This window comes from Aphanizomenon flos-aquae FACHB-1287 (assembly GCF_014698755.1).
GTDB lineage: Bacteria > Cyanobacteriota > Cyanobacteriia > Cyanobacteriales > Nostocaceae > Dolichospermum > Dolichospermum flosaquae.
The window spans coordinates 1-24,090 of sequence record NZ_JACJTO010000032.1 but is presented as its reverse complement, the minus strand read 5'-3'; the positions used below and the strand labels follow the sequence as shown (position 1 = coordinate 24,090).

At 37.2% G+C, this 24,090-nt stretch carries 22 protein-coding genes and 1 pseudogene; 19 read left to right on the top strand and 4 right to left on the bottom strand.

Going from position 1 to position 24,090, the window contains the following annotated elements:
* The first annotated feature begins 403 nt into the window (after window positions 1–403).
* Window positions 404–2,062, top strand: coding sequence for a DUF3352 domain-containing protein (locus tag H6G44_RS14835; protein WP_190387237.1), 1,659 nt, complete (start codon window positions 404–406; stop codon window positions 2,060–2,062).
* A 57-nt stretch (window positions 2,063–2,119) separates the two neighbouring features.
* Here H6G44_RS14835 and H6G44_RS14830 read toward each other — a convergent pair whose 3' ends face one another.
* Together H6G44_RS14830 and H6G44_RS14825 are read right to left on the bottom strand one after the other, a co-directional pair.
* Entirely contained in the window at window positions 2,120–3,334 is a 1,215-nt protein-coding gene (locus H6G44_RS14830) for a DUF790 family protein (RefSeq protein ID WP_190387238.1), read from the bottom strand.
* On the bottom strand, window positions 3,264–4,820 hold the full coding sequence (locus H6G44_RS14825; protein WP_190387239.1) for a DEAD/DEAH box helicase: 1,557 nt from the start codon (window positions 4,818–4,820) through the stop codon (window positions 3,264–3,266). Before H6G44_RS14825 ends, H6G44_RS14830 begins: the two co-directional genes overlap by 71 nt.
* Window positions 4,821–4,971: 151 nt before the next feature.
* On the opposite strand from H6G44_RS14825, the gene H6G44_RS14820 reads away from it, so the two are divergent.
* Complete coding sequence (locus tag H6G44_RS14820; RefSeq protein WP_190387240.1) at window positions 4,972–6,837, top strand: tetratricopeptide repeat protein; 1,866 nt, start codon at window positions 4,972–4,974, stop codon at window positions 6,835–6,837.
* A 153-nt stretch (window positions 6,838–6,990) separates the two neighbouring features.
* Window positions 6,991–7,830 (top strand): alpha/beta hydrolase, encoded by an 840-nt coding sequence (locus tag H6G44_RS14815; protein WP_190387241.1) that lies wholly within the window; start codon window positions 6,991–6,993, stop codon window positions 7,828–7,830.
* A 34-nt stretch (window positions 7,831–7,864) separates the two neighbouring features.
* On the opposite strand, the gene H6G44_RS14810 is transcribed toward H6G44_RS14815, so the two are convergent.
* The gene (locus H6G44_RS14810; protein WP_190387242.1) at window positions 7,865–9,238 is read right to left on the bottom strand and encodes a carotenoid oxygenase family protein; all 1,374 of its coding nucleotides are present in this window, start codon (window positions 9,236–9,238) and stop codon (window positions 7,865–7,867) included.
* Between the two features lie 362 nt (window positions 9,239–9,600).
* Here H6G44_RS14810 and era point away from each other — a divergent pair, with 362 nt between their 5' ends.
* Together era and H6G44_RS14800 are read left to right on the top strand one after the other, a co-directional pair.
* Window positions 9,601–10,575 carry a GTPase Era gene (gene era, locus H6G44_RS14805; protein ID WP_190387243.1) on the top strand — a complete coding sequence of 325 codons (975 nt, stop codon included), beginning with the start codon at window positions 9,601–9,603 and terminating at the stop codon, window positions 10,573–10,575.
* Window positions 10,576–10,591: 16 nt separating this feature from the next.
* Window positions 10,592–11,125, top strand: a complete 534-nt coding sequence (locus H6G44_RS14800; RefSeq protein WP_190387244.1) for a dihydrofolate reductase — start codon at window positions 10,592–10,594, stop codon at window positions 11,123–11,125.
* 1 nt (window position 11,126) lies between these two features.
* Here H6G44_RS14800 and H6G44_RS14795 read toward each other — a convergent pair whose 3' ends face one another.
* Window positions 11,127–11,927 carry a tetratricopeptide repeat protein gene (locus H6G44_RS14795; protein ID WP_190387245.1) on the bottom strand — a complete coding sequence of 267 codons (801 nt, stop codon included), beginning with the start codon at window positions 11,925–11,927 and terminating at the stop codon, window positions 11,127–11,129.
* Window positions 11,928–12,144: 217 nt separating this feature from the next.
* Here H6G44_RS14795 and H6G44_RS14790 point away from each other — a divergent pair, with 217 nt between their 5' ends.
* From H6G44_RS14790 to H6G44_RS14725, 14 genes and pseudogenes are all read left to right on the top strand, one after another.
* Entirely contained in the window at window positions 12,145–12,444 is a 300-nt protein-coding gene (locus tag H6G44_RS14790) for a 30S ribosomal protein PSRP-3 (RefSeq protein WP_190387246.1), read from the top strand.
* Between the two features lie 176 nt (window positions 12,445–12,620).
* Window positions 12,621–13,901: a competence/damage-inducible protein A gene (locus H6G44_RS14785; protein WP_190387247.1), complete on the top strand. Its 1,281-nt coding sequence runs from the start codon at window positions 12,621–12,623 to the stop codon at window positions 13,899–13,901.
* 176 nt (window positions 13,902–14,077) lie between these two features.
* Window positions 14,078–15,378: pseudogene (locus H6G44_RS14780) on the top strand (glycosyltransferase family 4 protein).
* Window positions 15,379–15,560: 182 nt separating this feature from the next.
* Window positions 15,561–15,986, top strand: coding sequence for a hypothetical protein (locus tag H6G44_RS14775; protein ID WP_190387248.1), 426 nt, complete (start codon window positions 15,561–15,563; stop codon window positions 15,984–15,986).
* Between the two features lies 1 nt (window position 15,987).
* A complete protein-coding gene (locus H6G44_RS14770) occupies window positions 15,988–16,974 on the top strand; it encodes a GDP-mannose 4,6-dehydratase (RefSeq protein ID WP_190484370.1) in 987 nt (328 codons plus the stop codon).
* 105 nt (window positions 16,975–17,079) lie between these two features.
* Entirely contained in the window at window positions 17,080–17,532 is a 453-nt protein-coding gene (locus H6G44_RS14765) for a DUF29 domain-containing protein (protein ID WP_190387250.1), read from the top strand.
* Window positions 17,533–17,626: 94 nt separating this feature from the next.
* Complete coding sequence (locus tag H6G44_RS14760; protein WP_190387251.1) at window positions 17,627–18,463, top strand: ABC transporter permease; 837 nt, start codon at window positions 17,627–17,629, stop codon at window positions 18,461–18,463.
* An 83-nt stretch (window positions 18,464–18,546) separates the two neighbouring features.
* Entirely contained in the window at window positions 18,547–19,296 is a 750-nt protein-coding gene (locus H6G44_RS14755) for a Uma2 family endonuclease (protein ID WP_190387252.1), read from the top strand.
* A gap of 70 nt (window positions 19,297–19,366) precedes the next feature.
* Window positions 19,367–20,179, top strand: a complete 813-nt coding sequence (locus H6G44_RS14750; protein WP_190387253.1) for a Uma2 family endonuclease — start codon at window positions 19,367–19,369, stop codon at window positions 20,177–20,179.
* Window positions 20,180–20,222: 43 nt separating this feature from the next.
* The gene (locus H6G44_RS14745; protein ID WP_190387260.1) at window positions 20,223–20,708 is read left to right on the top strand and encodes a DUF29 domain-containing protein; all 486 of its coding nucleotides are present in this window, start codon (window positions 20,223–20,225) and stop codon (window positions 20,706–20,708) included.
* The gene (locus tag H6G44_RS14740; protein WP_190387254.1) at window positions 20,698–21,336 is read left to right on the top strand and encodes a hypothetical protein; all 639 of its coding nucleotides are present in this window, start codon (window positions 20,698–20,700) and stop codon (window positions 21,334–21,336) included. The genes H6G44_RS14745 and H6G44_RS14740 overlap by 11 nt, the downstream gene beginning before the upstream one ends.
* A gap of 91 nt (window positions 21,337–21,427) precedes the next feature.
* Window positions 21,428–21,883 (top strand): DUF29 domain-containing protein, encoded by a 456-nt coding sequence (locus tag H6G44_RS14735; RefSeq protein ID WP_190387255.1) that lies wholly within the window; start codon window positions 21,428–21,430, stop codon window positions 21,881–21,883.
* Window positions 21,884–21,904: 21 nt separating this feature from the next.
* Window positions 21,905–23,158, top strand: coding sequence for an ABC transporter ATP-binding protein (locus H6G44_RS14730; protein ID WP_190387256.1), 1,254 nt, complete (start codon window positions 21,905–21,907; stop codon window positions 23,156–23,158).
* Between the two features lie 44 nt (window positions 23,159–23,202).
* Window positions 23,203–23,982, top strand: a complete 780-nt coding sequence (locus tag H6G44_RS14725) for an FkbM family methyltransferase (protein WP_190387257.1) — start codon at window positions 23,203–23,205, stop codon at window positions 23,980–23,982.
* Window positions 23,983–24,090 lie beyond the last annotated feature (108 nt).

Here is a 24,090-nt window from a genome sequence, read left to right as displayed (position 1 = left end):
CACTTAAAACTCCAGATATCGGACTCTTTTCTGCCTCGGTTCAAGAGGATCTTGGTCCGTGATCAATTTTTATTGAGTACAAATACCGCTAATTTTCCATATAGTTTTAGAATAACTTGAAGGTGACAAATTGACTATTTTTTTGAAGAATTAAGAGATCATTTGCGGATTCCGCCCTGACATGGTGTAGTATTATTTAGAGCCAACTACAAATATTAGACGAGAATAAATTCTTGAATGATACGTGAATTTTATCAGTAAATGCTGTGAAATTAGCTCTACTAAACTAACGAATCCCTAGAATATACTTGTTTGTCATGAATTATCAATAAATTCTCCCACTCACCAATAAATATTTCATAAAATCTGTTACAACATTTACACAAATAAGGATCATTTATCAATGTCTGACCAGAAATCATCATTTTTAATTCCTGTGATTGGTACTGCTGTAATCATAGCAGGAGGTCTAGCAGTTTATATGTATCTCAAAGGTAGTCCGATTAGTTCTAACCCTTTAACTAGTGCTAAATTAGTACCTGGAACTGCATTAATGGCAACTTATATTGACACTAATCCTGAGTTCTGGAATAAGTTACAGCAGTTTGGTACGCCAGAAGCACGGAAATTACTGACAAAAGAGTTTGAGAATTTCAACCAACAAATGTTGAATAATACTCAGATTTCTTACGAAGCAGATATCAAGCCTTGGGCTGGTGGTATAATGATTGCAGCCCTACCACCAGATGCAAAAAAAGTATCCCAGGATAACTTTCGCTCACCCGAAAACCCAAATTATTTGTTAGTGGTAAGTATTAAAGACAAAATAGCTGCTCTGAAATTTGCCAATAAATTAAAAGACCAAAAAAACATCAAAAATCAGGAATCGGACTACAAAGGTCAAAAAATTATCGAATCTATAGGTCAAGGGAAACCGATATATACAACTGTTTTAAATAATGACCATTTACTTTTAACATCAAATAAACAATCTGTAGAAAAAGCCATTGATACCTATAAAGGTGAACCTTCTTTTGCAACTAAAGAAGGTGCATACGATATTCTTACCAAGGGTGTGGATATTAAGAATAGTTTAGCGCAAATTTATGTGCCTGATTATGCCAATATGGTACAAAAATTAACGGCTTCCAATCCCCAATCTCAACAATTACCCCCACAAACTCTGGCACAAATTAAGCAAGTTAAATCACTTATAGCAAGTGTGGGAATAGATGATGAGGGATTGAGATTTAAAACCATTGTGAATTTAGATCCGAAATTGAATAAATTTCAATATCAAACCACTCCGGGAAAGGTAATAGGACAATTTCCTAGTGAAACAGTTAGTTTAATCAGTGGACAGGGGATTAGTAAAAGTTGGCAAACTTTTGTGGAACAGTCTAAAGATTATCCTGAATTAAATCAAGGAATACAACAAGCACGAACTCAATCAAAAACCCTGCAAATTGATTTAGATAAAGATATTTTTAGTTGGATGAATGGAGAATTTGGCTTAGGTGCAATTCAATCTAATCAAGGGTTGTTAGCTAGGGTGGGTTTTGGGGGTGCGTTAGTATTGGATACGAGCGATCGCAAAACGGCCGAAGCCACTCTCACTAAACTCGATAATTTTGCTAAACAGCAACAGCTGAATGTCGCTCAAAAAACCATTGGTGGTAAAAATGTCACAGAATGGCAAATTCCCCAACAAGGCGCTTTGGTGGCACATGGTTGGCTCAATGATAATACAGTATTTATAGCTATTGGTGAACCCATTGCGGAAACACTAGCAGATCGCAAAGGTGCAGCACTTGATCAAAGTGATAATTTTAAAAATATCACGGGTTCTCTACAAAAACCTAATGGTGGTTATTTCTATTTAGATATGGACAAAACTAAAACTATAATTGAGCGTTTATCGGCTCAAAGTCAGCCTTTATCTGCGGACGCTACAGCTATTTTTGATTCTATTCGCGGTGTTGGTGTGACTATTAATAGTCCTAGTCAATCAATGACGCAAATGGAAATGTTGTTGTCTCTGAAATCTGGTAAAGGGAAATAATATTCTTGATGAATTTTTTCAAGCAGAGGTGCTCCAGTCCTGGGGTGAGATATAAACTCATTCCATGACGGCTAATACGGATTTTGGTATAAGTTTTTCTTTAAACCAAATTATTCTCGCGGGTAAGTTGTCTAGCTTGATTCCGGCTTTTTCTAAGTTCAATCTTTCGGAAATTGCTAAAATCAAATTATCACAATTTGCCCGTCTAACTTGAGCAAATTTCTTTTGTAAATATTCTGGTCGCCAATAACCAACAATTTCTAAAATAAACACCCGCCCGTCGGGGTGAACTAGCCGAAAATCAGGAATCATCACACTACCAGGAATAGGAATTAAATCCACTTCTCTTTCTAAAATCCAACCACTCTTTAAGGCATCCCATTTACTCGCAAAAGATTCCTCCAACATACTATCATAGGGTTTACCAGGGGGATAGTGAGAGACTAATCCGCATTCAGAATTAAGGGTAAAACGTCCGGTTTTCCATTCATTTGTGTAAAAATCACGGGTTTGTAAGGTCGCTGACAAACTCCATTTTGTCACATGAAGTAAAGCGGGAATTAATTTGGCTATGGCTAAACCATAGCGGGTACTGGGGGTAAATAAACTTGTCGGACCATCTACACTAATTGTAAAACCATGCTCGGCATCACCTTCAATATAAGCCATTAATTGAAATAGCTTTAAATAACGAAATAAAAGTTTATATTCTCCAGGAACATTACGATGAGCATTTAATACTAATTGACTAGCTTTGTAAAAAACTCCTTGAATTTGAGATAAATTATAACGATGTAAAACTTCTTCTGGTTTAGGAGTATCAAAAGCAGTTAAAATTTTATTTTCTAATAAATCAGCATAAAGTCCATTGCGGATTTGAATAGGTAAAATTTCCTGGTTGAGTTCTTGGCTTAAATCATCAGCAATTTTATTTAAAATAATATCAGTTGCTTCTCGACTAGAAACGGATTTTGCTGCTAATGCAAATACTTTTGCTCTTAACATGGGTGGTTCGAGGGGACTAACTATTTCAAAGGTGCAAAAACTACTTTTGAGAATATAAGCCAAACCCCGTTTCATGCGGTAATCTGTTGTATCTCCTTCAAAGTCTGCTAACTGACGTTCTAGTAATCCTTGAGTTTTCCCCACGGCTTCCTCAAAAAAACTAATTAATTCCGTCGCTAGATTCAAATGTTTTTGATCAAGTTTCAGTCTTTTTGGGATAATCTCTTCGCCGTTTTGGCGGTGTATCAGTAGGTCTGTTGGTAACATCTTTCTTTTCTGTTGAATAATTAATTTCTAATTGTTCTGCTGCTTTTAAATCTCTTTTCTTTTCACTACTATAAATAACTTGTAAATTCGCTTTTTGTGGTTTTTCTTCTTGGCTATGATTTTCTCCTCTGCGTCTGGCTGAAGTTCCCTCTTCGCTGGTATCTTCGGCTATAACTTCATATAAAATTGCTTGTTTATTTGCTAAGTTGCCTTTTCTTAATATTCTCCCTAAACGTTGAATATATTCTCTGGTTGAACCTGTTCCTGATAAAATAATGGCAATAGTAGCTGCGGGGACATCCACACCTTCATTTAAGACATTAGAAGCCACTAAAGTATTATATTCACCTTCCTTGAATTTAGTTAAAATTTCATGTCTTTCTTTAACTGGTGTTTGATGAGTAATTGCTGGAATTAATAGGTCTTGAGAAATGCGATAAACTGTGGCATTATCAGCAGTAAAAATTAAAATTCTTTCGGGATAATGGGTAGCTAATAAGTCTACAAGTACCCGAATTTTCCCATCTGTTCCTAAAGCGATTTCTTTGGCTTGACGATGGGCTAACATCGCTCTACGTCCAGGTTGAGAACGCGCACTCATTTGTACAAACATTTGCCAACCTTGCAAACTTCCTAAAGATATTTTTGATTGCTTTAAAAAATCATTGCGAGTTTGAATTAATTGACTATATTTTTCTCGTTCTAATGGGGATAATTTAACTTTAATTTGCACAATTTCATGAGCCGCTAAAGCTTTACCAGCTAAATCTTCAGCACATTTGCGATAAACTTCCTTACCAATAAGAATATCTAAATCTGCGTGTTTTCCGTCTGTGCGTTCTGGTGTAGCAGAAAGTCCTAAACGATAGGGGGCGATCGCATATTCTGCAATTACTCTATTAAAACCTGTAGGTAAATGGTGACACTCATCAAAAATAATCAAAGCGTATTTATTACCTAGACTTTCCGCGTGAATTGCCGCACTATCATAGGTAGCAACTAAAATCGCGGTTCTATCCCGTGAACCACCCCCCAGTAAACCTACTTCCCCATCAGGAAAAGCCGCTACTAAGTGAGCATACCACTGGTGCATTAAATCCAATGTTGGTACGACAATTAACGTCGTGCGCGGTGTAGCTTGCATCGCCATTTGCGCCAAATAAGTCTTTCCCGCCGCCGTAGGTAATACAACTACCCCCTGTCGTCCTGCGAGTTTCCAAGCCGCTAACGCCTCATTTTGGTGGGGATAGGGAGTCATTTCTAAACTCGCAACCAACTCCACAGGATAAAAAGCCTTAGCTTCATCAATAAAATCCGTTGCTTCTACTTGCAATGCTTCAACTAAGGACCGGTATCTAATAGCGGGAATCCGAAACTTTTCGATTCTATCATCCCAAACTGCATAATCTATCCAAGTTTTACTTCGTGGTGGTGGATGTAAAATTAATGTACCACGATCAAAAGTTAAGGTGGGATGACGACCCATTTATTTTCTCTGAATACGGTGACAGGGATTTAACTACCCTTGACAATCTCCGTCCATTTGTCCGGGAGTGGCAATTGCTTTTAATCCCCAATCTCATAATTATATGCTATGGCTACAATGATAATTATTGTGATCTTCTCTATTAACTAAAGTGTCAGACTCTTTACCATTACGCGACCATTATCTAGCTTTAATTAACGACATTATCGAAACCACTCTCAAGGGTAAAATTAGCTCTGTAGAGCAGGTTTATCAAATGTTGCTCAAAGGTATCACTTCCGGGACAGGGGAGGTATTTGAATTAGTTTTGAGCGATCGCCTCAATGCTATACAATCTCAGGTAGACTCGGAAACGGACGAACTCAAAACAGCCAAAGCTACCCGCAGTTTACGCGCCGCTAAAACGATTCAAACTCAATGGCAACGGTGGCAAGAACAAAATAAAGCCACTGAAGCGATATCCCTATCTATGCGAGAAATTACCACAGCCACCGCAGATGAGCGATTAACAGCTTTATGGCGAGCTACTGATCCTAATCAAAAGTATCCTTTAAATTTATCCCAACTTCAACAGTTAGCTAAATCTCTTCAACAATTTGCTACTGCTAACGAAGACTTTCAACAAATTGCTGACGGTATTAATAATGGTATAATTTCTTGGCAAAGAATCCAAGCAAATTTACTGAATTGGATGTATGAACAAAAAAATTCCTTGGGATTTGGGGGTGTACCCGGAGAAAATAGCCCTTGGACAAGTTGGGCAAAAATAGTCAATAGTGAAATTCCCCAAGCATTTTTTCATACCCTAGCAGTAGAACAATCAGCTTTAGAATTTGCCCAAAAACAACAGCAAATTAGTTTGAGTAATTGGGTAGAATTAACAATAGTTTTACAGCTTTTACAAAGAGGTTTAATTAATTGGTTTGATTCCTACGGAGCGCTTCGCTATCAACAAGCTTATGATATTAAAGCCGGTCCAAAATTATCTATTTCCACATTTTTAACCTTTGCCGTAATTTGGAGTCAATTAGCCAGTGGTTTTCAAAATCAAGCCATAATATATAGTAATAGTGCAACGCAAATCATGCTGCAAATTTTGCGAACCTTTGCCCAACGTCCTTATTTTCCTCTCTACGGTGGGATTTTTGCCTCATTTTCTGGTAGTTATTTACGAGATGCTTTAGATTATTTAGATGCCCCCTTAAGTTCAGCAGCAGGTACTCAGGAAAAAGCCCGGATTTTGACATTATTGGGTTATTCCCAGCGAGGTTTAGGCAAATATGATCGTTCCCTTGATTTTCACCAACAAGCCTTAGAAATAGCCAGAAAGGCAGAAGATAAAACCTGTGAAATTGCCAATCTTAACCACCTCAGCCGAACCTATGTACAACAGCAAAACTATAGTGAAGCCATTAATTATAGTCAAAGGGCATTAATTTACAGCAGACAAACAGGAGATAAAACTGGAGAAGCCAATGCTTTAGTAAATTTAGGTTATAGTGAAGTTATGCAAGCCAAGCAAACAGAAATTAGTGAACTTGAAGTTTATGAATCAGCCATTAACTATTTAGAACAAGGATTAAAACTCGCAGAAAAATTAAACGATTTACAAAGTCAAGCTTTATGTTTTAGTAGTCTAGGAATTGCTTATTTAGTCACCGCACAATACCCCACAGCAATTAAATATTTAGAAAATGCCTTTAGAACTGCTCAAGTTTCTGGTGATTTGTATTTACAAGGCAGAAATTTAGCATATTTAGCTGAAGCTAATTATCTTATAGCCAATTATGAAAAAGCAGTTTATACTGGTAGTTTAGGGATGTATCTTTTAGAGCAAATTGCCTCCAATGAATGGCGACAACCCGCTAGTTTACTAACAATTATTAGGGGACAAATTGGTACAGACAAATTTCAATTATTACTACAAGAAAATCGCCCTAAAATGATTGCCATTATTGGCGTTGACGGATATGATTATATTCCTAACTTGTTAGTAAAATATCAAGAAGATATGTAATTTGATGTTAATAAAATTGTAGGTTGGGTTAAGCAACAGCGCAACCCAACAAAAGGATTAATTAACAAAAAGATTAATAATGTTGGGTTTTCTTGCGTCAGCCCAACCTAGGAAATTTACCCGAAAATCTCCGTAATTTATTATTTCTCTATCATGGATAAACAGCAATTAAAAAAATTGCTTATTGGCGATTTAACTTGGAAAAGAATGTTAAAATCTCTCATTTTTATTTACGCATTCTTTGCTGTCTATGTTTATTTCCGCGCTGACAGCATGATTTTTCTACCGCAACCATCTAGTTATCAAGATAATCAGGATATTCTCAAGATAAAAACCGCAGAGAATAAAAATATTTCTGCAATTTATTTACCAAATTCTCAAGCTAAATATACCATTCTTTATGCTCATGGTAATGCTGAAGATTTGGGATATATAAAACCACAATTAGAAAAAATCCGAGATTTGGGTTTTAGTGTCTTTGCTTATGATTATCGCGGTTATGGAACAAGTGAAGGAACTCCTACAGAAAAAGCTGCTTATCAAGATATTGATACTGCTTACAATTATTTAACCCAAATTTTAAAGATTTCTCCTCAACAAATTATAGTTTTTGGGCGTTCCGTTGGTGGTGGTTCAGCAGTAGATTTAGCATCTAAAAAACCTGTAGCTGGGTTAATAGTTGAAAGTAGCTTTACTTCGATTTTTCGAGTAGTTGTTCCTGTCCCACTTTTACCATTTGATAAATTTACTAATCTCGATAAAATCAAGAAAGTAAAATGTCCAGTTTTGATCATTCATGGTAAATCTGATGAAATTATTCCTTTTAGTCATGGAGAAAAATTATTTGCGGCTGTATCATCTCCAAAACTTTCTTTTTGGGTAGAAAAAGCCGGCCATAACGATTTATCCTTTGTTGCAGGTGAAAAATATTGGGAAATGTTAAAAAAGTTTGCTGATTTAGTTGAGAAAAATCGGAAAATTATCTATATGTAGGTTGGGTTGACACGAGGAAACCCAACCTACTTAATTAGGAAATCCAAATACCGTGGAATCCGTAGGGGACACGCTGGGGAATCATTACCCGCGCTACAGATTCCCTTGTAACATCTTGGGCATTAATAACTACAAGTTCCGACCTTTGGGAATTTTCATCATAAACAAATGTTACTAACCATCCTTCATCCTCAGTAGTAGCACGAGGATGAGGTGCAAATACAGTTTCTCCCCCATAACGATTTTTACCAAATTCATGGGTTTGGGATTTACCGCTTTCAAAGTCGTATTTTATTACACCACAAAATAAGGGATTTTGACTATCTGCCATTTTTCCTACATAGCCATATTGAGTTTTTCTTCCTAATAAGTGTTCATTGACACGAGGAAATTCTCCAGGTACATCATCTAGTTTTTCTTCAGTAACTCCACCTGTAGAAAGGTTAAAACGCCAACGGTGTAAATAAGGAATGTCTCCTTTTTCCTGACTGTATGTATCGTCAGAAACAAGCACATTAGTAGAATTCATGCGACAAGCAATAAGTACCACTTCGTCTCCAGCTTCGTAAGCGTTGAGGGTATGGAAGACGTAGCAAGGAGGACATTCAAACCAGCGAATATTGCTGTTGTCACCATGACGAGGCATTATACCAAAACGACTGGGACGATCTTTTTCAAACATCATCATCGGTTCTCCCTGCTGCATTCGTTCCATACTAAAAGTCAGAGGTAAATCCATGAAAATGGTATAATTTTCCGTAATGGCGAAATCGTGCATCATTACCGCTGTGGGTATTTCTATAGGTATCGTTCTTAACAACTCCCCTTGGGCAGAAACTACGCCATATTGTAGATAAGGTGGTCTAAAACCGTAACCAAAAAACATCATTTCCCCAGTCACAGGATCTACCTTCGGATGGGCAGTAAAGGCCGAAACTAGTTTATTATTATAAGTATGTTCCCCAATAGTTGCTAAATCAGTAACGCTGATGTGATGGGGTGCACCTCCTTCCCACAGTGCTAAAAGCTGTTGATTGTGCCACACAAGGGCTGTATTAGCGCGATTTTTGAACAGTCCGTGAGGGTTGTCCATTTGGGGTGGTTCTAAAATTCCACTCCACATAGCCTTACCCGCTTCATGTTCAATATTCCATCCCCTAGTTCTCACATAGCGATTATGATAAGTGGCTTTACCGTCCTTAATTTGTACACCATGTAACATTCCATCACCATCAAACCAGTGATATTGACCAATGGGACTCCATTGGGGGTTTGGACCATTACGGACAAACATCCCTGATAATTCTGGAGGGATTTCTCCGATTACTTCCAAGGTATCAGTGCTGATTTCTGTGTTTATCGGGGCAAAGTTGCCTGCTAAATAAGGATTTACCGCTGTTGATGCCATAGTTATAGTTAGCAAGCTAGACAAAGATACTGTATTTATTTAATATAATTTATGGTTGGCTATTAATGCTAGAAAGACAGTAGAATATTACTTTCTCATTTTTTATCGCTTCCATAAATATGCGATAATTAATTTAGCTCTAATTTAGGCGTTAGTAAATTGAAGTATAAAAATAGAAAATTTACTATCTCTAACTTTGCATCTTAGTAAGAAACATGATTTAAAACTCTTGTGGTGCGGGCATCTTGCCCTCTAGATATGTACTTCATAACACCGGGAATTACTGGATCTCATCCAATGCCCAAAATTGCAAGAGAATTTTCATCAAAGTCCAAATAATATCTTAATTATAACTGTAAACAATGCAAGTAGAATCACAAGTCTCTAATATTGATCATAATATTTTTACTGATTTCGGTGGGGCAATGATTCCTCAAGCACCTACGGGATTTAAATCAGGTTTTATCGGTATTATCGGCCGTCCTAATGTCGGTAAATCCACTTTAATGAATGAATTAGTTGGCCAAAAAATAGCCATTACTTCCCCCGTATCCCAAACTACTCGCAATCGCTTAAAGGGGATTTTAACTACAGAAACAGCCCAGTTAATTTTTGTAGATACACCAGGTATTCATAAACCCCATCATCAATTAGGGGAAGTGCTGGTAAAAAATGCGAAAATTGCCATTGAATCGGTAGATGTGATATTATTTGTTGTTGATGGTACTGTTGCTTGTGGTCCAGGCGATCGCTATGTTGCAGAATTACTAATTAATAGTCAAACACCCGTAATTTTAGGGGTTAACAAAATTGATCAACAACCAGAAGACGCTCAAAAAATAGATGATAGTTACATTCAACTAGCTAATAACTATCAATGGCAAAATGTCAAATTTTCCGCTAAAACCGGCGCGGAATTATTACAACTTCAGGACTTATTAATTAGTCACATTGAACCAGGTCCATTTTACTATCCACCAGATTTAGTAACAGACCAGCCAGAACGGTTTATCATGGGTGAATTGATTCGAGAACAAATATTATTATTAACCCGTCAAGAAGTGCCTCACTCCGTAGCGATCGCCATTGATTTAGTCGAAGAAAGCCCAAAAATCACCCGTGTTCTCGCCACTATCCATGTTGAAAGAGATTCTCAAAAAGGGATTCTTATTGGTAAAGGAGGAACAATGCTCAAATCAATTGGTAGTCAAGCTAGACAACAAATTCAAAAGCTAATTACTGGGAAAGTTTATCTAGAATTATTTGTGAAAGTTCAACCCAAATGGCGACATTCACGGGTGCGGTTAGCAGAACTAGGTTATCGGGTAGAAGAATAATAAATAGGGGTAAATTATGCCTTTGATTAGTCTCATTGCTGCCATTTCTGAAAATCGAATTTTAGCAGACTCAACAAGAAAACATATTCATTCGGGTAGTCCCTGGAATATTCCCAGTGATGAACTTTATTATCGGCAAAAGATCCTGAGACATCCGGTAATTATCGGGCGCAAAAGTTATTCTACCTTAACTAAACCATTTCCCAATTGTACAACTATTATTCTTACCAGAGATCCCAGTTTTCAAGCCTTTGGTTGTGTAGTTTTGCATTCATTACCAGAAGCAATTGCATGGGCTAAAATGAGTGAAACAGAAGAAATATTTATCGCAGGTGGTGGACAGATTTACACTGAAGCAATCAAATTTGCTGATCGACTTTATTTAACTATTATTGAAGGTAATTTTGTAGGAGACATATACTTCCCCGAATTTGCCGATTTTGGAAAATTCATAAAAGAAAAGAAAATGCAGGAAAATGGTTTTCAGTTTAAATTTGTAGAAATTGAAAGGCGCGTTAACGAGGTAACGTCACCTCCGATAATTGGATAACTTATTGTAACTTTAAAAATTTATCCAAAGCAGCCACCATACTCGGCGGCCAGCGACGGATATTCATTACCCAGTTCATATCTTTATAACGGTTATCCAGTCCATAAGCTGCTACCCAATTACTTTCCGCCTCTCCCTTACTTCCTGTCACCCAATAAGCCGCCGTTAAAGCCGCCCGCATATCAGCAAATTGGGGATATTTACGGACTATATTCCGCATTTCCCGGATAGCTTTATCCCTTTGATTAGTTTCGTATAAAGCCAGGGCATAATTAGCCCTAGCAAAAGCAAAATTTGGGGTAAATTCCGTGGCTTTTCGGTAATCTAGAATCGCTGCTTGCCATTTCCCTAAACCTGCCTTAGCATTACCACGATTATTATAGGCCATAGCATCCTGCGGATCTAATTCTAATACATGATTATAATCAGCGATCGCCTCATCCCATCTTCCCAAACCTTCTAAGGCCGTTCCCCGATTTAAATAAGGATCTGTTACATTGGGAGCAAGTTCTATGGCTTTGTTATAATCTATCAATGCTGCCTGTAACTTATTCTGGCTGACACGGGAATTACCCCGATTACTCCATGCTCCGGCATTAGTAGGGAATTTTTCAATAATTTCTGTCCAGTAAGCCTCCGCACTCGCAAAATCACCTTGATTCGTAGCTGCAAAAGCCTTAGTCGCTAATTCATCCCCTGCTTGCAACTCTTGAGCGGTAATAGGTTGAGACTCTGCCATAACTGGTGCATTCCAGCCAAAAACCAGTAATAGACCCAGAAAAATACCAATTAGTTTGATCATCTAACTCTGACGTGATATGCAACAAAATTAATGATATAGCAGATCAACCAACCGCCACAGTCATGAGGATATAATAAAACTCAGACCTCTCAACTCCTCACTCCCGCTTACAAAGAAGATTTGCAAATTTCTTTACTCATTGGTCAATTAGTCAAAGATTAAGTTAAAATGAGGGGTCGCAAAGCAAGTAAAACCCGGATATTCCCCGGAGGTGTAATTGACCAAATTCATTTTGAAAATTCTCTGGTTAGACGAAAACGTTGCCCTAGCAGTAGATCAGGTTGTTGGTAAAGGTTCTAGCCCCCTAACCAAATACTTTTTCTGGCCTAGAAATGATGCCTGGGAAGAGCTAAAAAAAGAGTTAGAATCCAAACACTGGATTAATGATTTGGATCGGGTAGAGTTGCTCAACAAAGCCACAGAAGTGATTAACTACTGGCAAGAAGAAGGCAGAAAACGTCCCATGACAGAAGCACAATTGAAATTTCCAGAAGTTGCCTTCACAGGTAGCGCCTGATGACTTCAATTTACTAATGGGTAATTGACAAGTGATAAGTGATAATTATCAATTATCACTTGTTATCAGCGCTAAAACTTAGCTATATTATTAACGCATTTACTTTTAATACCTACTAAGCGTAAATCTCGGACGCTTTAGTATCAAATCCCAGTTCTAACCCCCATGTAATACTCATGACTGCGGAAATTATTTGTGTCGGTACAGAAATGCTACTAGGAGATATTCTTAATAGCAATGCCCAATATCTTGCCCAACAGTTAGCACAGTTAGGCATTCCCCACTACTATCAAACCGTAGTCGGGGATAATCCAGAGAGACTAAAAGAAGTTATTGAAATTGCTGCTTCCAGAGTACAAATTCTCATTTTTACAGGTGGTTTAGGGCCAACACCCGATGATCTTACCTGCGAAACTATCGCTGATTTTTTTGGCGTTCCTTTAAAAGAAAGAGCCGATATTATTGAAGATATCGCCGAAAAATTTGCCCAACGGGGACGAGTAATGTCTGCAAATAATCGCAAACAAGCCTTAATACCCCAAGGTGCGGAAATTTTACCCAACCCCACAGGAACAGCCCCCGGTATTATTTGGCAACCTCGTCCTGGGTTAACGATTTTCACCTTCCCCGGTGTCCCCAGCGAAATGTATCAAATGTGGACTCAAACCGCCGTACCTTTTCTGAAAAGTCAAGGTTGGGGAAAAGAAATTATTTATAGTCGCAGTTTAAGATTTTGGGGAATTGGGGAATCAGCCTTAGCGGAAAAAGTAGCCCCTTATTTTAACTTAACTAATCCCACAGTCGCCCCCTATGCAGGTAAGGGAGAAGTCAGACTACGAATTTCAGCTAAAGCTACAGACTCAACCACAGCAGAGGCTTTAATTACACCTATTGAAAAACAACTCATAGAAATTGCAGGTTTAGATTATTATGGAGCTAATGATGATACCTTAGCCTCCGTGGTCGGTAATTTGTTAAGATCTTCAGGAGAAACCCTATCAATAGCGGAATCTTGCACAGGTGGAGGACTAGGGCAAATGTTAACAGAAATTCCTGGTAGTTCTGATTACTTTTGGGGTGGAGTAATTGCTTACGACAATTCTGTAAAAATTGGATTATTAGGAGTTAACCCAGAGGATTTGGAGAAATTTGGCGCGGTGAGTGCAACAGTTGCAGAACAAATGGCTGCTGGTGTCAAGAATCGTCTCTCAACCACTTGGGGATTGAGTATTACAGGAATTGCCGGACCAACCGGGGGAACAGAAACCAAGCCAGTAGGTTTAGTCTATATTGGATTAGCTGGACCGGGAGATGAGGTAACCAGTTTTGAACATCACTTGGGAACAATTCGCGGACGGTCTTTAATTCGTTATGTGGGGGGAAATTCAGCCTTGGATAATTTACGGCGACGGTTACTGAGTACAATCTTTAAAAAATTAAACCCAGGATTTTTGTGATCAAGTAACTTAACAATTATTTACTTTTGATTCCATATAAGTTTTCTGGGTAAATGTTGAGAGTCAAATCATAACAGAAAAATTAATGTCAGGAAACGCCAAAAATTTCAAGTTATTGTTATTCACCTCTAGAAGATAATAACAGGCAAAAAACCCAGCATAATGCCAAAAAAACAATGCAAAATAATCATGAATTTATAAAATCCTATTCACCAAGGGAGATTGGGTCATGGGAAACTGACAGGAGTATGTATCATAAGTTAACTGAATTGTCCATAATTACTGAGTTTTTTCCGCCAGACTATGCTGCTACAGGACAGTTAATCGAAGAGCTAGTCAAACAATTAAAAAACAAGGTGTTAAGATTAGAGTATTCACAGGACAACCAGGGTACGCTTTTACTAATGATCAAGCTCCAGCATTAGAGCAACTGGGCAACATTAACATTCAAAGATCTCGATCTACCCAAGTTTGGTCCGGGAGGATTCGTGGTAAGGCTATAAATGGGATTTTATTTACATTGAGGTCGTTTCTTCACATTATTAAAAATGTCAAAGGAAATGATGTAGTTTTATTAACCTCAGCCCCGCCATTTTTATCAATAGCTGGATATCTCGGTCATTTATTATTAGGATTTCCGTACGTATGCCTAATGTATGATATCTATCCAGATATTGCGATCGCTTTAGGAGTAGTTAATAAAAATCACTGGTTAGCCAAGTTTTGGTGGACAATCAACCGGAAAATTTGGCAAAAATCCAAGGGTATAATTGTTCTGAGTCCTACCATGAAGGAGAGAGTAGTAGAAATCTGCCCACAGATAGCCGATAAGGTATCCGTAATTCAAAGTTGGGGAGATCCGGATTTCATTTTACCCATTGCCAAAAAAGATAATTGGTTCGCTAAAGAACATAACTTAGACAGTAAATTTACAGTTCTTTATTCTGGGAATATGGGTAGGTGTCATGATATGGACACGATTTTAGCAACTGCTCAACAATTGAAAAATGAACCGATTCAATTTGTTTTTATTGGTGGTGGACCAAAACGAGAAAGTTTTATGGAAAATGTCAACCGTTTAGGACTAAAAAACTTTCTCTTTCTTCCCTATCAAGATAAGAATGTGTTACCGTATTCCCTAACGGCTTGTGATTTGTCATTGGTTAGTATAGAGGCACGTCTTGAAAGCCTAATTACCCCCAGCAAACTCTATCCAGCCTTAGCTGCGGGAAGACCCATAGGAGCTATTTGCCCAAAAAACTCCTACTTGCGCCAGCTAGTAGCAGATGGTGGGTTTGGTGCCAGCGTTGACAATGGGGATAGTAACAGTTTATCTATGTTTATTCTCAAGTTGAAAAGCGATCGCCAACTGGCAGAAAAAATGGGCAATGCTTCCCGCCAATATTTACAGTCACATTTTACATTGGAAATTATAGCTAAACAATACATCAAGGCGCTAGAACAAGCTATAAATTGAACTGTTGACCAAAATCAGCATTAGTATGTAAACAGGGTGAGGAAATTTAATACAACCAAGTTAACAAAATTTAATACCTCAGACGACATTAAATTAGGAGTTGGGCTTTGATGGTCTTATTGATCTCAGTCCCTCCCAAGCAACCTTACAATGATCTATTGTTTACTGATCAGGAGGCCAAAGTGCAGAAAAGGTGTGATCGAAATCGGAAACGTTCTCAAAGGAGAGCTATCCATTGTCCTATACATAACTGTTATATAGATAGTGTTAGCCAGAAATACGGACTATTTGCCGAACAACCTGGACAACTACAAGCGCGAGGTATTCCCAGAAGGGAAGCGATGCTTTTAGTAGCAGCTAAAACCACAGTTTCTTTACAGGGTGAGTGGTTAGAGGCTTTTTGGTGCGAAGAGTGCCAAGAAACAACATGGTATCATTTGCGTAAACAGGGATCTAAATATGATTTATCTGTTGCCCCTGCTGAACTTTGGCAACAAGCAACAGGAGTGATTCATCCTGATCGTAACCCATCAGTCGGGGAATTTACCTATAGGCAATCCCGGACACCTGGTGGTAATAGTGTTAAAGACTTCTCAATAATGAATTGATATGAAAAAAGCCCTCATTTGTGGAGTATCTGGACAAGATGGAGCTTATTTGGCACAATTACTTCTTGAGCGAGGCTATACAGTCTGTGGAACTTCTAGAGATGCCCAAATTTCACCTTTCCAGAATTTAGTTTACTTAGGTATTAAAGATCAAGTAAAACTGGAGTCCATGTCCTTGACTGACTTCCGTAGTGTCTTACAGGTACTCACAAAAATCCAACCAGATGAAATTTATAATTTAGCAGGACAAACTTCTGTAGGTTTATCTTTTGGACAACCAGTAGAAACTTTAGAAAGTATAGCGACAGGGACACTTAACTTATTAGAAGCCATTCGCTTTTTGGGCGCGCCCATTAAATTTTACAATGCAGGTTCTAGTGAATGCTTTGGTGATACCGGCAATATAGCGGCCGAAGAAACAACTCCCTTTCGTCCTAGAAGTCCTTATGCTGTAGCTAAAGCCACCGCTTTTTGGGAAGTGGCTAATTACCGAGAAGCTTACGGTTTATTTGCCTGTTCCGGTGTTTTATTTAATCATGAATCTCCCCTGCGTCCAGAAAGATTTGTCACACAAAAAATTGTGGCTACTGCCTGTCGTATTGCACAGGGTAGTCAGGAAAAATTATATTTAGGTAATATGTCAATTCAGCGGGACTGGGGTTGGGCTCAGGAATATGTGGAAGCCATGTATTTGATGTTGCAGCAAGCACAGCCTGATGATTATGTAATTGCCACGGGAGAAAGTAGTTCATTAGAAGATTTTGTAGCAGCAGCATTTACATCTGTAAATTTAGATTGGCATGATCATGTAGTTGTTGATAGTAGCCTGTTTAGACCTACAGATTTAGCTATAGGTAAAGGTAATCCCAATAAAGCAAAAATCCAATTAGGATGGGAAGCTAAGTATAAAATGCAGGAGGTGGTGAAAATGATGGTAAAAGCGAGGTTAGAATCAAAGAAATCTAATCTAATCGGGAACTTTTGCTAAAATGGTCAAAGGATGTTTTCAAAGTTTTGGGTGACTAAAATTCGCTACTACACAAGCAAAGTCAACCTGCGTGGACTAACGAAGAACTGTAATTGAGTAAGTAAAATGCCACCTACACAAGCAAATTACGAGGTTTATGAACAAGATTATCCTGAGTGGTTGGATATTACCCTTAGCCAACTGCAAAATCGGGATTTGGAAAATATTGACTGGGAACATTTAATTGAGGAAATCACTGCCTTGGGAAACGAACAAAGGCGAAAGGTAGAAAGTTATTTACTAAGACTTTTAATTCATCTTCTATTGTATAATTATTGGAAATTAGAAAAAGATTGGTCAGGGAGGGGTTGGGAAAAAGAAATTGATAACTTTAGGCTGGAATTAGATTTATTATTAGAATCTAAAGTTCTTTATAATTATTGTCAAAAAATTATAGATAAAATTTACATCAAAGCTAGAAATAATGCCATTCGTAAATCTGAACTATCTCCAGAAATCTTCCCTGAAACTTGTCCTTATTCTTTAACAGAAATTCTCAACCCTGAATGGTTGCCATAATCAAAATAAATCTAACTTATCAACAGAAACATAAATATAAAATGCAGGATATCGTGAGAATGATTGTAAATGCGAGGTTAGCTAAGTCAAAATCATGAAAGAAACCACTTCTCCTTCAGAATTGATAATTGAAGCAGGGCGGACAGAAAAGCAATACTGGCAAGATTTATGGCGATATAGAGAACTATTTTACTTCCTAGCTTGGCGAGATATTTTAGTTAGATATAAACAAACAGCCATTGGTATTGTTTGGGCGCTAATTCGTCCTTTTTTAACAATGGTAGTATTTACAGTTGTATTTGGGCAATTAGCAAAATTACCTTCTGAAGGTGCGCCCTATCCCATTCTCGTATTTTCCGCCATGTTGCCTTGGCAATTCTTTTCCAATTCCCTTTCAGAGTGTAGCAATAGTTTAATTAGCAATGCCAATTTATTATCAAAAGTCTATTTTCCTAGATTAGTAGTACCCACTAGCGCGGTAGTAGTCAGCTTCGTAGACTTTATGATTTCTGGGATAATTTTGTTAGCTTTAATGGCTTGGTATAACTTTATCCCCACTTGGCGAATTTTAACGTTGCCCTTATTTATCGGTGTCGCTTTTGCTGCTTCAATAGGTGCGGGTTTATGGTTAGCTTCTTTGAATGTGCAATATCGAGATTTCCGGTTTATTGTGCCATTTATAGTGCAGTTTGGTTTATATATCTCACCCGTAGGATTTAGTAGCACTATTGTTCCTGAAAAGTGGCGGTTTCTCTACTCCTTAAATCCAATGGTGGGAGTGATTGACGGTTTTCGGTGGGCAATTTTGGGTGGGAATTCCCAGTTATATTTACCCGGTTTTCTGCTCTCCATGGGATTAGTGTTTTTATTATTAGTAAGTGGAATTTGGTATTTCCGCAAGATGGAACGGACATTTGCAGATGTGATTTAGTTTGTTAGACTTAAAAAAATTCTGGGCGATTAGTAATTATGGCTATCGCTACGCTATCGGAATTTCAAGTAAAGGAGATAAAAATGTATCAAACTAATCCTCCCGTCTCCCCAAAAGAAACCTTGCCAACGATGTATGATTTACCTAGCGAAGATCCAGAGGAGCCAGGGTTGCCAGACGAATTTCATCTTTTACAACCAGAATTATTGCGTAGCACCTTTCGTCCGCCTTCTTATACAGAAGATAATGTATTTACAGGTAGTGACTTGAATTTATATTATGACAGCAAGCATACACAATGGTATAAACGACCAGATTGGTTTGGGGTATTAGGAGTATCCCGTTTCTATGAAGAAAAAGAACTGCGGTTGAGTTACGTTTCTTGGCAGGAGGGAACTAATCCTTTTGTTGTAGTAGAGTTGATATCACCGGGTACAGAAGCGGAAGATTTGGGGAGAAGTTTGCGGGAAGTTAATCAACCTCCCAATAAATGGATAGTATATGAGCAAATTCTCAGAATCCCCTATTATTTTGTCTATAACCGTTATACTGATGAGTTTCACTGTTTTGGCTTGGTAATGAACCGTTATCAACCGCTCTCTATGAATGGATTAGGGGTATGGCTCGAAGAAGCTGAGTTAGGTTTAGGATTATGGGAGGGAGAATATCAAGGACTAACTAGACAATGGTTACGTTGGTATGATCGAGATAATAACTGGTTGCCTACACCAGAAGAACGAGAAAAACAACGGGCAGATTCTGCTGAATTAGAAGTAGCTAAATTACGACAATTGTTATTGGCACAAGGTATCAGCTTACCTAATGATCAATAGAGTTGAAAAATTGTTCGGTACGAAGGTAATCATTACTAATTTAGCGATTAAATACAGGAGATAATTAACAATGTATCAAAGTGATGTGTATAGCAAACCTAGCTATGAGCCATTACCTCCTCAACAAACACTGCCAACGATGTATGATTTACCTAGCGAAGATCCAGAGGAGCCAGGGTTGCCAGACGAATTTCACCTTTTACAACCAGAATTATTGCGTAGCACCTTTCGTCCGCCTTCTTATACAGAAGATAATGTATTTACAGGTAGTGACTTGAATTTATATTATGACAGCAAGCATACACAATGGTATAAACGACCAGATTGGTTTGGGGTATTAGGAGTATCCCGTTTCTATGAAGAAAAAGAACTGCGGTTGAGTTACGTTTCTTGGCAGGAGGGAACTAATCCTTTTGTTGTAGTAGAGTTGATATCACCGGGTACAGAAGCGGAAGATTTGGGGAGAAGTTTGCGGGAAGTTAATCAACCTCCCAATAAATGGATAGTATATGAGCAAATTCTCAGAATCCCCTATTATTTTGTCTATAACCGTTATACTGATGAGTTTCACTGTTTTGGCTTGGTAATGAACCGTTATCAACCGCTCTCTATGAATGGATTAGGGGTATGGCTGGAAGAAGCTGAGTTAGGTTTAGGATTATGGGAGGGAGAATATCAAGGACTAACTAGACAATGGTTACGTTGGTATGATCGAGATAATAACTGGTTGCCTACACCAGAAGAACGAGAAAAACAACGGGCAGAACAAGAAAAGCAACGGGCAGAACAAGAAAAGCAACGGGCAGATTCAGCTGAATTAGAAGTAGCTAAATTACGACAATTGTTATTGGCACAAGGTATCAGCTTACCTAATGATCAATAGAGTTGAAAAATTGTCCAGTCTGAAAGTCATTATTACTAATTTTATGCCTAAATCACCTCTCTACGAAACAGATTTCATGGATTGGTTAACTCAACAAAAATTAGCCTTAGCCAGTCGAGATATCACAGCTTTAGATTGGGAGAATTTGGCAGAAGAGTTAGATAGTATGGGCATTAGTGAAAAAAATGAGTTAAAAAATCGGTTAATAATTTTATTAACTCATTTACTAAAATGGCAATATCAATCTTCTAAACGTTCTATTGGTTGGTTTACCACTATTGCTAACCAGAGAGATAATTTACAGGATTTACTCAATGAAAAACCAAGTTTAAAACAATATATTCCTGATATTTTACCCAAAGCTTATCGAAATGCGAGAAGAGAAGTATCGGCAGAAACAGGTTTAGTATTAAGTACGTTTTCAGAAATTTGTCCTTATGATATACAAGAAATATTAAATCCTGAGTTCTTGTGTAACACTACAGATGATTTTGAGAGAGCTATTAAGGTTATAAAAAATGGCTTATAGTGACTTTACTTTAGACAGAATCACTAAAATATTTGGCATTAATATTGAAGAAAGAACAAATGTTTTCACTGCTTTCGACCAGTTGACAGTTGATGCTTTTTTTATCAAATACTTACAAAATAATATTCCCTTAGCGCAAGCAATTAGTACAGAGAAAGCCAAATCAGAAATGATTATTGCGCCTGTTTTAATTGAAGTCAGAAGATTATTAGATAATAAAATTAGTTTATTCTCAGGAATTGATTTTAATGTTAATATTGAGCAAGGTTTAAATGGATTTTGCGATTTCTTAATTGGTCTATCATCTCAACAGTTATATGTAACATCTCCTGTGATTGCTTTGGTGGAGGCAAAAAATGATAATCTGAAACAAGGATTCGCTCAATGTATTGCAGAAATGATTGCTGCTGCTCAATTAAATCAATCAGAGGGAAATAATGTTGAAAATATTTATGGTTGTGTTACGAATGGTAATCAATGGGTATTCTTACAATTAACTGGTAATCTAGTGGTAGTTGATTTAGATGAGTATTATATAAATCAACCAGAAAAAATTATTAGTGTATTTGTGAGTCTAATTAAGTCAGAGTTAGAGTTGAATCTAAAACAAATCAGTGGAATTATCTAAATTAAGCTAGTTACTAGCAGAACAGGGAATTAATTTCTAGAGATTTCTGTCAACCAAATATCAATATTTAAACTGTAGCTGAGTAAGTAAAATGCAACCTACACAAGCAAATTATGAGATTTATGAACAAGATTATCCTGAATGGTTAGATATTACCCTTAACCAACTACAAAATCGGGATTTAGAAAATATTGACTGGGAACATTTGATTGAGGAAATTACTGCATTGGGAAACGAACAAAGGCGTAAAGTAGAAAGTTATTTGAGACAACTTATTAAACACTTACTTCTTTATCAATATTGGGAAACTGAGAAATCCTATTGTGCTAAAGGATGGATTGAAGAAATTGATAATTTTAGGTCTGAATTAGATTTATTATTGGAGTCTAAAGTTCTTTATAATCATTGTGCAAAAATCCTAGATAAGATTTACATTAAAGCTAGAAATAATGCAATTCGTAAATCTGAATTATCTCCGGCAATCTTCCCCGAAAATTGCCCTTATTCTTTAACAGAAATTCTCAATCCTGAATGGTTGCCATTATAAAAAGAATATTACTAATAAACTATGTCTGATACAGTTATTCGCGTTGAAAATCTAGGTAAAAAATATATTATTGGACATCAACAGCAGGAACGCTATACTTCTTTGCGGGATGTAATTACTAATAAAGTTAAATCTATTGGTAGTTTACTAAATCCTCAAGCTAAGAATGAAAATCCTGCTTTTGAGGAATTTTGGGCTTTAAAGGATGTATCTTTTGATATTAAACAAGGTGACAGAGTTGGGATTATTGGGCGCAATGGGGCGGGAAAATCAACACTATTGAAGATTTTAAGCCGTATTACAGAACCGACAAAAGGGAGTATTAAAATTAAGGGTAGGGTTGCGAGTTTATTGGAGGTGGGAACTGGGTTTCATCCAGAATTGACGGGGAGAGAAAATATATTTCTCAATGGGGCAATTTTGGGAATGGGTAAGGAGGAAATTAAACGGAAGTTTGATGAGATTGTCGCTTTTGCGAAGGTGGAGAAGTTTTTGGATACGCCCGTAAAGCGGTATTCTTCGGGGATGTATGTGCGGTTGGCGTTTGCGGTGGCGGCGCATTTAGAGCCGGAGATTTTGATTGTGGATGAGGTTTTGGCGGTGGGGGATGCAGCGTTTCAGAAGAAGTGTTTGGGGAAAATGGAGGATGTGGGGAAGGAAGGAAGAACGGTTATATTTGTTAGTCATAATATGAGTACAATTCAATCGCTATGCTCACGATGTATTCTTCTTCAGTCAGGTAGTATTGCTCTAGACAAAAATACTGCCATAGTTGTGCAGGCTTACTTAGAAGATACCCATGTATCAGACTCATTTGTTCGCCCAAATCAGGAAAATGGCAACCCAACATTAACATACGGAAAGATTGTTCATAACAGTATGATTGAATCTGAAAAAGTCGAAATCAATGTTGGTATTTACAGCAAAAAAGTCTGTGAGGTTTCCATAGAAATGAGACTTTATGATTCTATGGGTATACCAGTAGGCTTTGGTAATTTAGGAGTGTATCATCCTAGTCAAATAATTGAATTAAAAGAAGGGTTAACTTCTGTTTCTTTCTCTTTTCCTATTAATCAACTTGCTATTGGGTCTTACTATATAGGTTTAGATTTGGCTTTACCAATGCTTGAATATCTTGATCGTATTGATAACGCTCTATATTTAGAAATAGTTCGTTCTCCAATAAATGGTGCAAGCTGTGTGCTTCCTCAATCTTGGGGACGAGGTTCTATAGAAATCCCTTTAGAAAGGATACATCTTGCATTCCAGTCCTAGTTAAAGTAAAGACTAATACTTTAATTAAAGTAAACATATAAAATATGTTTGAGATTTTTATACCTAGCGTGAATTTTAAACAAATGAAACCCGTAAATTTTATAAAGTCTTTAATTTTGAGATCCTTACGTTTGATGGGATATGAATTATCTAAAAGTGAATATGTTATTAGAGCAGAAAGGCAAAAAACATTATGGCTGGAAAATTATGGAATTAAAACAGTAATTGATATTGGTGCTAATGAAGGGCAATTTGCAAAATATATAAATCAAATCCTGCCAAAAGCAATGATTTATTCGTTTGAACCGTTACCTGATTGTCATGAGAAGTTAGTAGCTAATAGTTCAAGTATTGATAAATTTCAGTCATTTAATATAGCACTAGGAGATTCTTCAGGCAAAATCAATATTAATCGCAGTAATTTTTCTCAATCTTCATCTTTACTGCCTATGAAGCAGTTACATGAAGAAGCTTTTCCATTTTCAAAAGGAGGATCAATACAAGAAATTGATATTTGTCGTTTAGACGAAGTTGCCAATCAGATGATTTTAGAAAAACCCATTTTAATCAAAATGGATGTTCAAGGATTTGAAGATAAAGTTATTTCAGGTGGTTTAGAAACAATTAAAAAAGCAGATATTTTAATAGTTGAGTTATCGTTAGAAATTTTATATGAAAATCAATTATTATTCGATGATATGCACAAGATTTTGACGGATTTAGGTTTTAAGTATCAAGGAAATTTAGGACAAATTCATAGTGGAGTTGATGGAAAAGTCCTTCAAATTGATGGTATTTATGTATCATCTAAAAGTGATATCTGAAGTTGTTAAAACTGATTGTTACTCCTGCGGATAAAAGTGCAGTTTTAGCACAAGAAATTGCCAAGGAAACCTATGAAGAAATAACTCAAAGACCATTGCAATTACAAC

Excerpts from the sequence above, each read along its gene's own strand:
- H6G44_RS14835 (WP_190387237.1), top strand. The coding sequence starts at position 404 with ATGTCTGACCAGAAATCATCATTTTTAATTCCTGTGATTGGTACTGCT.
- H6G44_RS14830 (WP_190387238.1), bottom strand. The coding sequence starts at position 3,334 with ATGTTACCAACAGACCTACTGATACACCGCCAAAACGGCGAAGAGATT.
- H6G44_RS14825 (WP_190387239.1), bottom strand. The coding sequence starts at position 4,820 with ATGGGTCGTCATCCCACCTTAACTTTTGATCGTGGTACATTAATTTTA.
- H6G44_RS14815 (WP_190387241.1), top strand. The coding sequence starts at position 6,991 with ATGGATAAACAGCAATTAAAAAAATTGCTTATTGGCGATTTAACTTGG.
- H6G44_RS14810 (WP_190387242.1), bottom strand. The coding sequence starts at position 9,238 with ATGGCATCAACAGCGGTAAATCCTTATTTAGCAGGCAACTTTGCCCCG.
- era (WP_190387243.1), top strand. The coding sequence starts at position 9,601 with ATGCAAGTAGAATCACAAGTCTCTAATATTGATCATAATATTTTTACT.
- H6G44_RS14800 (WP_190387244.1), top strand. The coding sequence starts at position 10,592 with ATGCCTTTGATTAGTCTCATTGCTGCCATTTCTGAAAATCGAATTTTA.
- H6G44_RS14795 (WP_190387245.1), bottom strand. The coding sequence starts at position 11,927 with ATGATCAAACTAATTGGTATTTTTCTGGGTCTATTACTGGTTTTTGGC.
- H6G44_RS14785 (WP_190387247.1), top strand. The coding sequence starts at position 12,621 with ATGACTGCGGAAATTATTTGTGTCGGTACAGAAATGCTACTAGGAGAT.
- H6G44_RS14770 (WP_190484370.1), top strand. The coding sequence starts at position 15,988 with ATGAAAAAAGCCCTCATTTGTGGAGTATCTGGACAAGATGGAGCTTAT.
- H6G44_RS14765 (WP_190387250.1), top strand. The coding sequence starts at position 17,080 with ATGCCACCTACACAAGCAAATTACGAGGTTTATGAACAAGATTATCCT.
- H6G44_RS14760 (WP_190387251.1), top strand. The coding sequence starts at position 17,627 with ATGAAAGAAACCACTTCTCCTTCAGAATTGATAATTGAAGCAGGGCGG.
- H6G44_RS14755 (WP_190387252.1), top strand. The coding sequence starts at position 18,547 with ATGTATCAAACTAATCCTCCCGTCTCCCCAAAAGAAACCTTGCCAACG.
- H6G44_RS14750 (WP_190387253.1), top strand. The coding sequence starts at position 19,367 with ATGTATCAAAGTGATGTGTATAGCAAACCTAGCTATGAGCCATTACCT.
- H6G44_RS14745 (WP_190387260.1), top strand. The coding sequence starts at position 20,223 with ATGCCTAAATCACCTCTCTACGAAACAGATTTCATGGATTGGTTAACT.
- H6G44_RS14740 (WP_190387254.1), top strand. The coding sequence starts at position 20,698 with ATGGCTTATAGTGACTTTACTTTAGACAGAATCACTAAAATATTTGGC.
- H6G44_RS14735 (WP_190387255.1), top strand. The coding sequence starts at position 21,428 with ATGCAACCTACACAAGCAAATTATGAGATTTATGAACAAGATTATCCT.
- H6G44_RS14730 (WP_190387256.1), top strand. The coding sequence starts at position 21,905 with ATGTCTGATACAGTTATTCGCGTTGAAAATCTAGGTAAAAAATATATT.
- H6G44_RS14725 (WP_190387257.1), top strand. The coding sequence starts at position 23,203 with ATGTTTGAGATTTTTATACCTAGCGTGAATTTTAAACAAATGAAACCC.